The sequence below is a fragment of the Desulfosporosinus sp. BICA1-9 genome (assembly GCF_000802135.1).
In genome coordinates this window covers 1-15,339 of the sequence record NZ_JUEE01000223.1, presented here as the reverse complement: position 1 = coordinate 15,339, position 15,339 = coordinate 1, and the positions used below count along the sequence as shown (strand labels likewise).

General features: G+C 41.7%; 16 protein-coding genes. All 16 read right to left on the bottom strand.

What is annotated here, in order from left to right; translation table 11 throughout:
• Positions 1-13: 13 nt before the first annotated feature.
• Positions 14-1,264, bottom strand: coding sequence for a hypothetical protein (locus tag JL57_RS27565; protein ID WP_034145103.1), 1,251 nt, complete (start codon positions 1,262-1,264; stop codon positions 14-16).
• A 267-nt stretch (positions 1,265-1,531) separates the two neighbouring features.
• Positions 1,532-1,849 (bottom strand): TusE/DsrC/DsvC family sulfur relay protein, encoded by a 318-nt coding sequence (locus JL57_RS27560; protein ID WP_034145102.1) that lies wholly within the window; start codon positions 1,847-1,849, stop codon positions 1,532-1,534.
• Positions 1,850-1,949: 100 nt separating this feature from the next.
• Positions 1,950-3,110, bottom strand: coding sequence for a sulfate reduction electron transfer complex DsrMKJOP subunit DsrP (gene dsrP / locus JL57_RS27555; protein WP_034145101.1), 1,161 nt, complete (start codon positions 3,108-3,110; stop codon positions 1,950-1,952).
• Positions 3,103-3,903 (bottom strand): sulfate reduction electron transfer complex DsrMKJOP subunit DsrO, encoded by an 801-nt coding sequence (gene dsrO, locus JL57_RS27550; RefSeq protein ID WP_034145100.1) that lies wholly within the window; start codon positions 3,901-3,903, stop codon positions 3,103-3,105. The genes dsrP and dsrO overlap by 8 nt, the downstream gene beginning before the upstream one ends.
• Complete coding sequence (gene dsrJ, locus JL57_RS27545) at positions 3,900-4,391, bottom strand: sulfate reduction electron transfer complex DsrMKJOP subunit DsrJ (RefSeq protein WP_034145099.1); 492 nt, start codon at positions 4,389-4,391, stop codon at positions 3,900-3,902. Before dsrJ ends, dsrO begins: the two co-directional genes overlap by 4 nt.
• Positions 4,391-6,010: a sulfate reduction electron transfer complex DsrMKJOP subunit DsrK gene (gene dsrK / locus JL57_RS27540; protein ID WP_034145098.1), complete on the bottom strand. Its 1,620-nt coding sequence runs from the start codon at positions 6,008-6,010 to the stop codon at positions 4,391-4,393. The genes dsrJ and dsrK overlap by 1 nt, the downstream gene beginning before the upstream one ends.
• A 6-nt stretch (positions 6,011-6,016) precedes the next feature.
• Positions 6,017-7,018, bottom strand: a complete 1,002-nt coding sequence (gene dsrM, locus JL57_RS27535) for a sulfate reduction electron transfer complex DsrMKJOP subunit DsrM (RefSeq protein ID WP_034145097.1) — start codon at positions 7,016-7,018, stop codon at positions 6,017-6,019.
• Between the two features lie 17 nt (positions 7,019-7,035).
• Entirely contained in the window at positions 7,036-7,305 is a 270-nt protein-coding gene (locus tag JL57_RS27530; protein WP_291300664.1) for a hypothetical protein, read from the bottom strand.
• A gap of 503 nt (positions 7,306-7,808) precedes the next feature.
• Positions 7,809-9,656 carry a molecular chaperone HtpG gene (gene htpG / locus JL57_RS27525; protein WP_034145096.1) on the bottom strand — a complete coding sequence of 616 codons (1,848 nt, stop codon included), beginning with the start codon at positions 9,654-9,656 and terminating at the stop codon, positions 7,809-7,811.
• 126 nt (positions 9,657-9,782) lie between these two features.
• Complete coding sequence (locus tag JL57_RS27520; protein WP_034145095.1) at positions 9,783-10,235, bottom strand: DUF188 domain-containing protein; 453 nt, start codon at positions 10,233-10,235, stop codon at positions 9,783-9,785.
• Complete coding sequence (locus JL57_RS27515) at positions 10,232-11,077, bottom strand: S1 RNA-binding domain-containing protein (protein ID WP_034145094.1); 846 nt, start codon at positions 11,075-11,077, stop codon at positions 10,232-10,234. Before JL57_RS27515 ends, JL57_RS27520 begins: the two co-directional genes overlap by 4 nt.
• Positions 11,078-11,377: 300 nt before the next feature.
• Positions 11,378-11,575: a hypothetical protein gene (locus JL57_RS27510; protein ID WP_034145093.1), complete on the bottom strand. Its 198-nt coding sequence runs from the start codon at positions 11,573-11,575 to the stop codon at positions 11,378-11,380.
• A gap of 93 nt (positions 11,576-11,668) precedes the next feature.
• Positions 11,669-12,424, bottom strand: coding sequence for a succinate dehydrogenase iron-sulfur subunit (sdhB, locus tag JL57_RS27505; RefSeq protein ID WP_034145092.1), 756 nt, complete (start codon positions 12,422-12,424; stop codon positions 11,669-11,671).
• A 26-nt stretch (positions 12,425-12,450) separates the two neighbouring features.
• Complete coding sequence (sdhA, locus tag JL57_RS27500; protein ID WP_034145091.1) at positions 12,451-14,175, bottom strand: succinate dehydrogenase flavoprotein subunit; 1,725 nt, start codon at positions 14,173-14,175, stop codon at positions 12,451-12,453.
• Positions 14,176-14,234: 59 nt separating this feature from the next.
• Positions 14,235-14,840, bottom strand: coding sequence for a succinate dehydrogenase (locus tag JL57_RS27495; protein WP_034145090.1), 606 nt, complete (start codon positions 14,838-14,840; stop codon positions 14,235-14,237).
• A 359-nt stretch (positions 14,841-15,199) separates the two neighbouring features.
• Positions 15,200-15,339 (bottom strand): helix-turn-helix domain-containing protein (locus tag JL57_RS35760; RefSeq protein WP_291300668.1); only part of this gene is annotated, 140 nt, incomplete at its 5' end.

Sequence of the window (15,339 nt, the reverse complement as noted above, 5' to 3'; positions counted from 1 at the left end):
ATTTATAATTTTGTTAATCTAAATCCGGGCTAAAAGTTGAATCAAACATCAAACCACCAGGGGATGTATTCATATTATGGAGATTAAAGTTCACTTTTCCTTGATAATCACTTATATAAATATTCCCCTGCCCCTTACCACCGGATTCTGTAGTATATTCAAAATTCCCATTCCCTCTTTGGTCTTTTTCAAATTGGGCACTAAAATTGATATTACGATTATTGGTAGAGTATTCTTCAAATCCCGGCTTATACTCTTCATAATATCGCCCCACTACCGACTTATTATCCATATGCGTGATATCTACAAACCGTTCGCCGATTTTAGCAAACTTACCGTTTTTCTCAATCAGAATATCGTTTTTAAATTTGCCTACAAACTTCTCAGGATTAGTAATCTCAGACTCTGAGTAATCCTTGGCAATGTTTCTAACAACGACCTTCCCCGTAAGATCGGGCTTCGTGACAGTGGTAGAGTTGATGTCCGTTACCTTAGCTAAAGCCTCAATCGTTATGTTATGCTCCGTCCCTTGGTCATCTTTGCCTGATAGAACAACAGTCCCTAAAATGCTCTCCATCACTCCGTCTTGATTGACTTTAGCTGTACCGTTGACCTCTTTGACAAACACATCCTTGGTCAGATGAGGCACCTTGTTTTGATGACCATTAAACTCCTGTTTTAACTGAAATGAAGCGACAGCATTGACTAAAGAAGGGATTTGTACTTCAGTCAGTTTACCTGCCAGCCCTTTGCTGCCATCAGAATTTTCCGTTACAATGACATGGTCTTTGAGACTTCCGATAATAGCATCCGCAATTTTTTCCAGATCATCTGCGCTATCTTCTTTGAAGGGGTTTTTAAAGGTCGTATCTTCTCTCTCCTTAGTATACTCTGTCACATAATAGGTTGGATCACTTTCAGACACTCGGATTACCGTCGTCTTGTCTGAATAAGTCTGAGAGGTGTTGTTATATCCGCTTAGATCAACATTTGCTGATAAGCTTTCCGAAGCACCCTTTGTTCTGTCAAATTTCGTAGTTTCATTAGCGGATATCAAGGTTTTGCCATTATCCTTCATAGCCATAGAAAAGTCCATTGTGAAACTGTCAAACTTCTCACTACTTTGCTCAGCAGTTACCTTTAGAGCATCCTTAAACTCATCATACCCACTTTTACTAGCAATGTCCGCTAGGGCTGTTGTTGCCAACAACAGGGTTCCTACCGTAAAACTGACTAGCATAGTTGTTTTCTTTTTGAACTTCATCCGTACAACCCCTTATCTATTTTTCAGGAAGCTTCCTTATATATAGTTTAACATTGTGGTCTTGAATTTCTCTAAACAGGATATTAACAAATTCTAAACTCTCCTCATGACTTTCGTTATAGAAAACTGAGAAACCATAATTCAGCTATGACTTTTGAGTTTTCTATAAAGACGCAAGTTTATACTTTCTGTATAGTATAAAGAAAGAGCCGATCACGAAAGTGATCAGCTCAATTACACTATTCACTAAAACTAGAGTTGAATGGTTTATACACAACCGGTTGGTTTTGGAAGGCCTGCAATTTTACAAGCGCCTTTTCCAGGACCAGCTGGAAAGAGTTCATAAATTCTCTTTTGATTAAACCCAGTATCCTTAACCATTTTACGAACCATCGGAGCAACACCAAATTGATCATAATAATCGCGCAGATAATTAATCATGCTCCAGTGTTCTTCTGTGAGCTCTTCAACTTCCTCAGTCACTGCAAGGGCTCTTGCTACATCTTCATTCCATGCACTATGATCCTCAAGAAAACCATCTTCATCCAATTCAATTGTTAAATCGCCTACTACTAGTTGTGCCATTTTAAATTTTCCTCCTTTAGTAATGTTATTATTAAATTGATATTGTTTGGGCTTAAGATACCGGAGTTCTACCCAAACAAGTATCAAAAGACCCTCTCTACTAAGCTCTCTCTTGTCGAACCGAAACTGCAATTTTGTAGAGAATCGTGATTAACAACGCCCCAATTGCATAGACACCCAACGTCACTAAGATTTCATTAAGAGTGGGAGCGTACTCGACAATTCTTTCGAAGGAATTCGGAACAAATCCAGCAACAATTAGGATCATACCCTTATCAATCCAGTTAGCTATAATAATGGAAAGCAGGGCAATTACTAGAGTTTTTCCATTCATTCTTGTGGTTGGAAAAACGAGTAAGGCAATCCCTAAAAAGGCTAATACTGTGGCAGTCCACATAAAGGGAACTAGGTTGTTAAAGCCATCAAGACCAAAAAAGATATATCTAAGTGATGCGCTATATTCAGGAATACCACTATAGAAGGCAGTAAATAACTCTAAGATATAGAAGAAGACGTTAGCAATCATAGCATATCTGACAATCTTAACGAGGGACTGAATTGCTCCACCCTCTGGGTCAGCGTTATACTTACTGACCTTTCTAACGATTAAGCATAAAAGAATCAGAATTGCTGGACCAGCCGCAAAGGCCGATGCAAGGAAGCGCGCTGCCATAATTGCAGATAACCAGAGATGCCTACCAGGAAGACCTGCGTATAAGAAAGCTGTCACGGTATGAATACTAACAGCCCAAGGGATCGAAAGGTAGATTATTGGTTTTACCCACTTTGGCGATGGGAATCCTTTGCGTTCAGCGCTAAGAGTCGTCCACCCCACAACAATGTTTATCAAGAGGTATCCGATTAAAACACACATATCATAAAACATAACCGATCGTGGGCTCGGATACAAGATTACATTTAAGATCCGCATGGGTTGTCCTACGTCTACTACGATGAATAGCATACACATGATAACAGCTGGTATGGCTAAAAATTCACCGAGGATGACCATTTTACCGAACTTCTTAAAATCATGGAGATAATAAGGTAAGACAAGCATAACGGCCGATGCGGCAACCCCAACTAGAAAAGTAAACTGGGCAATGTACAATCCCCAAGAAACATCGCGGCTCATGCCAGTTACACCCAAACCGTTGTTATACTGATTCATATAAGCATAGAACCCTACGGCGATAACAGCCAGTAATAGTGAAACCCAGATCCAATACCGTTTGCTACCCGATAGTGCTGTCTCAAGCATGGTCGTCACCCCCTATTAGGTAGTAAACGCTCGGCTGGGTTCCCAGCTCAGGTTTACGACGAATAGTATGCTTAGTACTAACGATTTTTCGCACTTCTGAATTAGTATCCGCTAAATCTCCAAAAATCAACCCGCCATTAGACTTTGCCACACAAGCTGGTTCGAGACCCTTGGCTAAGAGTTCATAGCAGAAATTGCATTTCTCCACAACCCCTATGGTACGAGTTGGGTATTCTGTGGAAATCTCTTCAATATAGGGTCTTGGATCTTTGAAATTAAAGCTTCTGGCACCGAAGGGACAGGCACCCATACAGAATCTGCAGCCGATACAACGGTGAAAGTCCATCGCTATGATCCCATCGTTCCTTTTAAACGTGGCCTGAGTGGGGCAAGCCTTAACACAAGGAGGATTTTCACAATGATTACATAATACCATAAAAGGACTATGGATAACATGGTCATCTAGATATTGGTTATGCCCACCAGCAAAGGCATGATGGTAGTCATCTTTCCATATCCATTTAATCTCATCTTTTGTGTTTTTAAAATCAGGAACATTATGAAGACTATGACAAGCATCTGTAACCCGCTTAAAGTCCTCTTCTGTCTTGAATTTACTCATATCCACAACCATAGCCCAACGTTTAGCCGGTAAATCCTTTGAACTCTTTCCATATTCAGCAGCTTCAGCAACTTCTTTTTTTCGGAAACCGCTGATAATAAATGAACTCCCTAGTCCTAATGCAGTGATCATACCAGCTCTTCTCAGAAATTGACGTCTATTGATGCTCATTTCACTGCCTCCTTTGGCTCAAAATGGCAACTCCAACACAATGGCTTTACTGCTGAATAATCGTGGCAGGAGGCACAAAATTGAGGCGACGAGTTCGAAGAATTCAAGGTCGGGTTACTCATTCCTGTGTTGCTCGAGACTGGATTATTCAAAACAACTGGGCTCGCTGCCGTATCAGTGGCATGACATTTTAGGCAGGTATCTTGAAGACTGATTTCGTATTCTGTTCCTTTACTATTGACATAGACGGTTTGACCATCGCGTACCGCTGCTGTTCTCCAATCATTGAGCAGTTGCATGTGATTAGCCCTCATGTACTCCGGTGACTCTACACATTCTTTGTCTTTATCCGCAAGTTGCTGGATAGCAGGGGTATCCAGAGGAACATCCGGTCCCGCGTTGGCTTTCCCCATATTGTAGAAGAATGGTAGGGTGAGTAGTCCAATAAAGATAATCAGTGAGGCAATTATCTTTCCACCTTTATACATTACTCATCTCCCCCTTTTCCCGGAAGATCTTCAAAGCGCAGGTTGGTCGTTCTTTCTTTCTCGCCTTTCATCACTAAGGCATTACCTACTAACTCAGTCACACCAGTGACTCCTACACCAGGATTCCAGTAGTCCATTAGAGCAGGTAAAGCGGCTCGGTCCACTGCACAAATATTCGCCAACATGTTTACACCATGTTTTTCTTTGACATATTTAACGGCATTAGCTCGTGGGAATCCGCCTCTCATCCGCTGTTCCATATTTTCTGAGGCATTGAGTCCAGATCCGCTTCCACAGCAGAAAGTCTTCTCTCGGATTGTGTTTTCAGGCATCTCATAGAAATTATTGCAGACTGCCCTAATGATTTCCCGTGGCTCTTCGAGAAGTCCCATACCTCTGGAAGGATTACACGAATCATGATACGTCACCTTCAAGTGGTCGTTACGACTGGGGTCAAGTTTTAGTTTATTGTGTTTGATCAGGTCAGCGGTAAATTCGGAGATGTGAATCATCTTCGTGGATTTAGCATTTTCAAAGACCGTCCCGGTAATCGGAGATTTGGGAACCTCTAGGAAATCAGCTGGTCCGTGCCATGTATCCATGTACTGATTCAAGACTCTCCACATGTGACCACATTCTCCACCAAGGATCCATTTAACCCCTAATCGTTTGGCCTCTGCATAAATCTTGTAATTAAGCCTCTTAGCCATGTCATTCGAGGTGAAGAAGCCGAAGTTTCCACCCTCGGAAGCATAGGTACTCCAAGTATAGTCAAGGCCTAGTTCATGGAAAAGCATGAGGTAACCCATACAGGTTTGAATCCCCGGTTCACCTAAAAGGTCTCCTGAGGGAGTGACAAACATGATCTCGGCACCTTTTCTGTTGAAGGTTGGCTCTACCCTAACACCCGTAATATCCTCAATGTCATCAACCATTGATTCAATGTTACCAGTAATTGCATGCGGCTCCAGTCCGAGGTGATTCCCCTTCATGTAACAATTGGCAACAGGCCCCGAAATCCAATCGATGTTCAAACCCACCAAATTCAAGAGTTCTCGACCAATAATGGTAACCTCTGCTTGGTCGATACCATAAGGGCAGAAAACGGAGCAGCGACGACATTCAGTACATTGGAAAAAGTAAGACCACCATTCCTTTAAGACGTTCATATCAAGTTCTCTCGCCCCAGCTAAACGCCCAAGGAATTTCCCTGATTTAGTAAAATACCTCTTGTATACGGATCTTAGCAGTTCTGCCCTCAGAACCGGCATATTTTTAGGGTCACCTGTGGCGATATAAAAGTGACATTTATCGGCACAAGCACCACATCGAACACAAATATCCATAAAAATCTTAAAAGAGCGATATTTGCTTAATCTTTCCGCAATCCCGTCTAAAATAGTGGTTTCCCAACCCTCTGGTATTTTCCAGTCTTCGTCTGCTGGCGACCACTGTCTTGGGTTCGGTAACCCTAAGGTTAGGAGGTCCTTTTCCTTTGCTCCCCAGCAATAGGTACCCGGTTTGAACTCGACAGGTGTATCCATCCAATCCGTTGTCGGAAGAGAAAATTCTATCTTAGATAATTCTCCCGGTTTAGGAAGTTTAACTTTCGGCGCCATCTACGATCACTCCTTTTCTACCGGTATACCAGCTTTTTTCATTTTCACCCTGAATTCATCTTCGTATTGTTCATAAGTGTGTACTTTTACATCGTGATTCCAAGGATTAATGTGTCGTACCATACGATTGTTACTGATCATATTGCGAGTAGGGCTTAGGAAAACTCCACCCATATGCATTAACTTACTCATGGGGAAATAGGTGAATAGAACACTGACTAGAAATATGTGGATGAAAAACATAACACCAATTCCTGGAGGGAGAACAGGTTGAAACGTAGCTAATCCAATTGCCAATTGCTTGACGGCGACTAGATCTACTTTAAAGAAGTGACGCATCAGGACTCCTGTCGTTCCAATGCTCATAATCATGAATAGCGGAAAATAATCGGCAGGAAGTGAGATGTACTTCACTTGTGGAATGACAATCCTTCTGAGGAACAAAAACGTAACCGCAATTAAAAAGAAAGCATCTGTTAAATAAATTGCTGGTAACCCAATCTGTAAGATACCATCAATGCTTTCAATTAATTGCACAAAAAATGGAATGGGTTCCAAGAAAAATCTAAAATGTCTTACAATGATGATTAGGAACGACCAATGAAAGAACAAACTACCTAACCAAAGCCATTTTGCCGAGCCGTAGGCGAGTTCTGGGCCATTCTTACCTTCCCTTAATTCAGTCTTAGTGTTACGGAATAGTGAACGGAAAAAGAGGACTTCCATGGCCATTCTGACAATGACACCCAGTGCGCTGGTAGGGTTTTCGATCTTATTCTGTTTGATCCACGGGAGAGATTTTTGCTGTCCGATCGTTGTAGGAATACGAAACGGCACAGGAGATTGACCCCATTTGACGATTCGGTAAACGAATCCACCTACAAACATAGTAAAGGCTACATAAGGTATGATGATGCCAAACGTGTAATGCAAACTTGTTATAAACGCTCCCATGGTGGCGACTAGAATGAGAAGAATTACTGCAATGAGAGAAAACAAGACTTTCACTCTACGACCTCCTTCCTTTAATTTTGGTCTTTGTGTTCAAATTCCTGAACGGGGATCTCTGACATCAGATTCGCTTTTTTCAACAATGTAAATGTCATCCGTTTTAGCTCATCGGTCTTGAGCTCATAGATCTGTTCTCGGCACTTTACATATATATCAAAGGCAACAAGAGCCAGATCATCAATTTTGGATTCAAACCCTAATACTGCACTTGTGATCTGGTTCTGCCTGAGTTCCTTTTCCAGTTCTTTGCGAACTATCGCTTTGAGTAAAAATATGAAGTTCAAAGCAAGTATAGTTCCATTTTCGATCACTCCTTGTAGCTAAACTTAGTTAAAAACAACTCTGTTCTTTCCAACCAAGAACACTAATGTTTGAGTCCTCCGAGTAACATAATTCAGTCGATGTTGAATGGACCCGCCCCCCCATTCAACATCGACCTTTACCCTGAGAACGTTTTCACATAAATTAGCGTCCCTACTCTCCTTAAATGATAGTTTGTCTTCAGGTGGGCTTCTAAAATATGATGCTTGTTCTAACTTACTATGTCATTAATGAATTTGTTCTTATTATCACTATCAGTCTAAGGAATTTTCCTTAGCTTGTAAAATTCTAATTTCTTATAGATCAATTAGATAATCGTATTGCTACGATAAATATTATATGCAGATCAAATAGCATAGTGTTTATAATTACGATACTTCATAGGAAGGGCTGCAAAAACCCTGCAGCCCTTCTTATTTGGTCGCATCCGGATGATCCTGATCATTCTAAACTCGACTTCTCTTCCTTATCCTAAAGCACGTTCTAAAATCTCATTGAGTCGATTTACCATTCCCCGAGGATCTATGATCAGACCTGCTGCAATTTGCGCGTTTTCGAAGATCTGTTCTGCAGCAATGGTTGCAAATGCATCTCCATTTTTGTGTGCCGTATCCAAACGCTTAATCATAGGATGGGCTGCATTTATTTCTAAAACACTGGGACCCACGTTATTTAGGTCTTTATTCACGAGCTGCATCATGCGTTGCATACTGTTTGTACCATAGGGACTGAGGACAACCGCCGGACTGTCTACCAAGCGCTTTGATTCTCGTACTTCGGTAACCTTACTACCTAGAACTTCTTTAAGCCAGCCCGTTAAGGCTGAGACATCCTCTTCAGACAGGGCTTGTTCATTTCGCTCCTTCTGTTCAGGATCGTTTAAGTTCAGATCCGCTTCGTCCGCAGAAATGAGACGTTTCCCTTCATATTCCCTGATCGCCCCAAAGATATAGTCGTCTATCGGTGCATAAGTGTAGATTACTTCTAGGTCTTTATCACGGAATATTTCCAAATAAGGACCGGATTCGATAACCTCTCGCGAAGGGCCATTAACATAATAGATTGCCTCTTGCCCTTCTTTCATTCGCCCAACATAGTCGGCCAAAGACACGAGTTCTCCAGACTGAGTTTTTGAAGACTCGAACTGCAGAAGTTTGACAAGTTCTTTTTGATGAGTGTAGTCATTAGCCGCCCCTTCTTTAAGATAGAGGTTAAACTTCTCCCAGAATTCTTTATACTTTTCAGGTTCGGAGGTTGCTTGATTCTCCAGAAACTTAAGGAAGCGGGTAGTGACAACTTTGTTAAGTTTACTGACTAAGGCACTGTCCTGCATAGTTTCTCTCGAGATGTTAAGGGGAAGCTCTTCACTGTCCATGACTCCTCTTAAGAAGCGCAACCACTCAGGCAAAACGGCTGGCGATTTTTCTTGGATAAGAACTTTTTTGCAATAAAGGTTAACACCAGGTTCAGTTCGTCCGAAACCAAACTGCTCGAAGTTTTCCTTAGGAACAAATAATAAGGTGTTAATATTTAAGGGAGCGTCCGAAGAAAAATGCAACCGTAAAAGTGGTTCATCGTGCGCATTCGCTATAAATTTATAAAACTCATTATAGTCTTCGTCAGAAATTTCATTCTTATTTTTGGTCCAGAGAGCGTCAACCGTATTTACTTTTTGGTCATTAAGCCTAATAGGATAGGGTACAAAACTCGAATACTGTTTAATAACTCTCTTGACAGTTTCTTCCTTGGCAAAATCATAAGCATCTTCTTTTAAGTGAAGAACCAGCTTAGTTCCCCTAGCACAGTCTTCCCCTTCGGTGATTGTATAACTGCCAACACCATCGGATTCCCAAACATAGCTCTCCCCTTCTTGATGATAAGAACGAGTGTAGATCGTCACCTTATCCGCAACCATAAAAGCAGAGTAAAAGCCAACCCCAAATTGACCGATCAGATTGAGATCCTTTTGATCTCCTTTAGCAGACAAGTGCTTTATAAATTCTTTGGACCCTGAGTGGGCAATGGTTCCTAAATTTTCCACCAACTCATCTTTCGTCATCCCGATTCCTGTGTCAGTAATAGTTAAGGTATGTGCATTGTCATCTGTATTAATCTGGATCTCCAATGCCAAATCCTTGTCCTTAACTTCCGGACCCGTCAGCTGGGTGTAGCGAAGTTTTTCCATGGCATCCGCCGCATTGGAAATGAGTTCTCTTAAGAAAATCTCGCGCTCAGTATAGAGAGAATGAATGACAATGTCCAATAATTGCCTGATCTCCGTTTGGAATTCTTTTGTTTCTACTACCGTACTCATTCTTTACCTCCGTCGTTTTAAAAAAAGTAGGGGACATTAATTAGTCGAGCCTCTATTCATAGTTTAATCAAATTTTGGCAAAAGTGCAAAGTCTTTTGCATAAAGTACAACGCGGCTTGGGAAAGTTCACTCTGGAGTTATCGTAGAGTTTACTTTCAGTATTTTCTCTAAACAGGCTTCAAACTTGCGATCATCTTCAGTGATTCTCTTTTTAGGCCCTTTAGTTCTTCCTCCACCACGTCGAAACTTTGCTTTTGCTTCGCGCTCCTCTAATAAAAACTCGATTTTTGAAGGGTCGAATTCACGTCCTGCAGGACTTAGGCATTTAACTTCTTTTCCTAATAACATGGCCGCTAAACCCCAATCCTGGGTCACAGCCACATCTCCGGCTTGAGCTAGATTCATGACACGAATATCCGCTTCTTGTGATGAGTCTCCAACAACTATATGATGCTCGGAAACAATATTGTGATTAAAACTGGCTACCGTCCAAACTGGAATAGCATAAGTTTGTGCTAACTTTAGGCAGATCTGGAGAACAGATTTAGGACAAGCGTCAGCATCCACAATAATTTTCATGTTTCATCGTTTTCCTTCAACCCTGTTTCCGTCTGCGTAACTTTTTTCTCTTTAAGCAGTTTGCCTAAGGCACGTTTAAAGGCTGCTTTACTCATATTCAAACGACTTTGAATTTCGAGGGGGCTGCTTTTATCGTTGAGCGCTAGAAATCCTTCATGGTTCTTGATCCCTTGGAGGATTTTCTCTGTGTCGCTCCCAATTTGAAGATGGGAAAGTTCTCTAGGGGATAAGTCAAGCTTGCCATCCTCCCTGACTCTAATAACTCGAGCCTCTACCTGGTCCCCTTCTTTGAGTTCCGAAAAATACTCATTAACTGGAATTAAGCCGAGATATAGATTGTCGACCGCTACAAACGCACCATATTCAGGATTGACTGAATAGACCGTGCCCACCACTTTATCGTTCTTTTGGTAAGGTGTATCAGCCTTAAGATACTCATAAATCTCTGTTGTAGCGCTCATCCTCTGACTCTTATCCAAATAGACTTTCACCAGATAACTCTTTCCTACTTCGATGGGGTATTTCTGTTCCTTAAAGGGCAAAAATAAGCCTCTTTCTAAACCCCAATCCAAAAAAGCTCCGATCTTCGTCTTGGCATTGACTTTGAGATAGGCCAAGTCTCCTAATTGGGCTAACGGTTTTCTAGTCGTGGCGATTAACCGTTCTTCTGAGTCTCGATAGATGAAAACCTCTAATTCGTCCCCCGCTTTAGCCCCCTCGGGTAATTGTTTAACGGGCAGAAGAATATTGTCATGACGTATACCTGTGCCAGCATCTAAGTAAGCACCAAAGGATGTAAAATTTGCGATTTTAAGCTTATGGAATTTTCCAAGTTCAATCATTTCTTATGTTTCCTTTCTAAACTTCCATTAGAATAGTTTACCATAGACAAAGATGCACCATCCATTCCCATTCATTATAGCGAAAGGGGATACATGGTGCAAAAAAAGATGTTAAAAATTTCTATAATCTTCACATGAATTTTATTCTTAATTAGTATGTCCAAAGAACTTCGCACAATATAGATTGTTGCCCATTCTTTTGTCCTAATCTCACGACGCAAAGAAAAATAAGGGCTGTAAGAAACTTCATCACAAGTTTGTTTCAGCCCTAGTATCCTATCTATTCAAGTATGTCGACGTTTAAAAGAAATCAAGTCGATCGGACTTTTCATGGCAGTTTGGTCGACAGTACTGGCAACCATTGGTACAACAAGGACCAAAGATGCTCGAAGTGGAATAATTTAAAATGTCATCCTCATCGCGTTCTTGAACATTAGTCCGGATTTCGAGGTCATTGTCATGACGAAGAGCCTTAGAATCCTCTCGTTGTGTTTTCATAAACTCGAATCTCCTTTTTAATTATTCTATGCAATCCATTTTGTTTAGAATCTTCAAATATTACCAAATTATACAAACCAAGAGTTAAGCTATCTATTTTCGGAGCCAGCGATCTAAGGCAAACTTGTTCGTTTCACGATTTAAATCGGCTAGACTCGTAGTCAAGGGTATCTCCTTAGGACAAGCGCGAACACAGTTCTGTGAATTACCGCAGTCCGCTATTCCGCCCTCGTCAAGCAATGGTTCCAAGCGTTCATGTTTGTTCATCTCTCCTGTAGGATGCGCATTAAAGAGTCGAACCTGAGAAATAGCAGACGGTCCAATAAATTTGGACCTGGAATTTACTTGGGGGCAAGCTTCCATACAGCATCCACAGGTCATACATTTTGACAGTTCGTAGGCCCACTGGCGCTTCACTTCTGCCATACGCGGGCCGGATCCTAAATTATAAGTTCCATCAATCGGAATCCAAGCATGAACTGTTTTCAAATGATCGAACATGATTTGCCTATCAACCATAAGATCACGTACCACAGGGAATTTTGTCAGTGGTTCAAGGACAATCGGTTGTGGCAGTTGGTCTATTAGAGCCGAGCAAGCTTGTTTCCCTTGTCCGTTGATATTCATAGTACAGGCCCCGCAAACTTCCTCAAGACAGTTACATTCCCAAACCACAGGGGTCGTCTTCTTACCTTCAGAGGTTACTGGTTTTTTCTGAATTTCCATTAAACAAGAAATAACATTCAGTTTCTCTCTATAGGGAATATCAAACTCTTCCCAACGACTTTGCTTATCAGGTCCGTCTTGACGACGGATCTTAAAACGTATTGTTTTTTGTTGTTCAGCCATCTTAAATACACCTCCTACTTCTCTAATTAATAGTGACGTGGACGCGGTGGAATCAAGGATACGTCAACGTCTTCATAACTGAGTTCTGGGCCAAGGGGTGTCCAAGCCGCAATGGTTGTCTTTAGGAAATTCACATCATCACGCTCCGGATACTCCGGTTTATAATGTCCACCCCTGCTCTCATTGCGGCGTAAGGCACCCAAAGTAACAACTCTTGCCAATTCCAACATGTTCCAGAGTTGACGGATGAACGTCCCTTCTTGGGTTCCCCATTCAACGGTATCGCTCCTGCCAATATTATGCCAGCGTTTCATGAGTTCCTGAAGGAATAGGTCGGTTTCCGCCAGTTTATCATTGTAGCGTACGACGGTCACATTCAACGTCATAATATCGCCTAGTTCTTTGTGAAGATAATAGGGGTTTTCTGTCCCTTTCATAGCCAGGATCTTCGTCCACTGCTCCTCTTGAAGTTTCTTCTCCTTCAAAAAGGCTGGCTCAGTGCCGCTTGGGGTTTGAAGCTTATTTTTCTTAATGTACTGCATTACTTTAGGTCCAGCGACCATTCCCCCGTAGATTGCAGAAAGCAACGAGTTCGCTCCTAGACGGTTTGCCCCATGGTATTGATATTCACATTCCCCAGCAGCAAAAAGTCCAGGAATATTCGTCATCTGGTCGTAATCGACCCAGAGTCCACCCATGGAATAGTGAACAGCAGGGAAAATTCGCATGGGTACTTTCTTAGGATCATCACCAACGAACTTTTCATAGATTTCCAGGATTCCCCCCAGTTTGACTTGCAAGACCACCGGATCAATATGCGACAGATCGAGGTAAACCATGTTCTCCCCATTAATCCCCAGACCTTGATCAAAGACCACTTCATAAATAGCTCGAGTTGCAATATCGCGAGGAACAAGATTTCCGTAATCAGGAAACATCTCTTCAAGGAAATACCATGGTTTTCCATCTTTGTAAGTCCAGACTCGTCCGCCTTCGCCACGGGCTGATTCGGACATCAGCCTGAGCTTGTCATCGCCGGGAATTGCCGTAGGGTGGATCTGAATAAATTCCCCATTGGCATACTTTACGCCTTGTTGATATAACGCTGAGACAGCGCTTCCCGTACAAATCGTCGAGTTTGTGCTTTTACCAAAGACCGCGCCCGGTCCCCCAGTTGCAATAATCACGGCGTCCGCAGCAAAGGACTGAATGCTCATCGTTCGAAGGTCTTGAGCGACAATCCCTTTACAGATTCCTTCATCGAGCACAGTCGAGAGCAATTCCCACTGTTCGAATTTTTGTACCATTCCTTCGACTTCATAACGACGAACCTGCTCATCCAGGGCATAGAGCAGTTGCTGACCTGTTGTGGCCCCAGCAAAGGCTGTCCTATGAAATTTGGTCCCTCCAAAACGTCGGAAATCAAGCAACCCTTCCGGCGTACGGCTAAACATTACACCCATCCTATCCATCAAGTGAATAATCCCTGGTGCTTCATCACACATAGCTTTCACTGGCGGTTGATTAGCCAGAAAATCTCCTCCGTACACCGTATCATCAAAGTGAAGCCAGGTAGAGTCCCCTTCGCCTTTGGTATTGACTGCACCATTAATGCCTCCCTGGGCACATACTGAATGGGAACGTTTAACGGGTACTAACGAGAATAAGTCGACGTGCGTGCCGGCTTCGGCCATCTTGATCGTAGCCATCAGTCCAGCAAGTCCACCTCCTACAACGATGACTTTACTCATCCCTTGAACCTCCTAATTATTGATTTGATTAAATATAAGTATGAATAATAGAGTTTTCTTTACTTCAGGAAGGCGGAAATATCAAATAAACCGATCGCAGTTAAGACAAAGAACACTGCGGCCAATGAATACGACCATACTTTTTGAGAATGAGGTCCAATCGTTAAACCCCAAGTAATGGCAAAGGCCCATAAGCCATTCGTGAAATGGAAAATCGCAAAGATCACACCTAAAGCATAAAATAAAAGTCCTAAGGGTTGACTCAGGAATTGTTGTAGTGCGGCAAAATTGGCTTCGCCAAAACGCAAAAGATAGACATGAATAACAACAAATATAACGGTATAAAGACCTGAGATCCGTTGGATAATATAGAACCAGTTCCGAGCATAGTTGTATCTAAGAATGTTGCTTTGCCCAGTATAAACCACCCAGGTTCCATAAATGGCATGGATTGCTATAGGAATAAAAATCACGATCAATTCGATCAGGAAAATCCCTGGAAAACTTTGCATAGTATGAATAATCCGGTCATACAGTTCCGGACCCCCAAGAGCTGTTAAATTGAGAACCATGTGAAACATTAAAAAAAAGCCAATCGGGACTAATCCTAATAAAGAATGGACTCTTCGAATTAAAAAATGATAGGGTTTTTGTGTAGTACTCATACTCTCAATCCTCCTCCAAATAAATTTGATACAATCTTGCTCTGTCAATTTTTAGCTTAGTTCTATATCTCCCTCCATTTGCAAGTCAAAAATCTTAAGGAACACTTATTATTAAGCAATCTTTGTGCCAATATAATAGAATAAAATTAATTTTCAGACATTATTTTAGAAAAAAAATCAACCCCGCATGATTACTCAGCTTCCAGTAAAATAGTTGTTAGTTTATACCAGCCTAAGAGCTATACTGCTTATCATCCGTTGAGCCTGGACGACAAAAGTGTTTATAATTTCTAGAATTTAGACATGAATATTCTAAATTCTAGAAATTAAGTCAGGAATCAGCCTTAATCCCATTCAAGTCACGACATTGTCTTTAGTTTATTATAGAGCGTCGCCAGGGATATCTTTAAGGCCTTGGCGGCTTGTTTTTTTCCTTCTACAGTATCCCCGTATTGTTTTAAGGCCAAACGGATCAGCTGCTTTTCCATTTGTTCAAGGG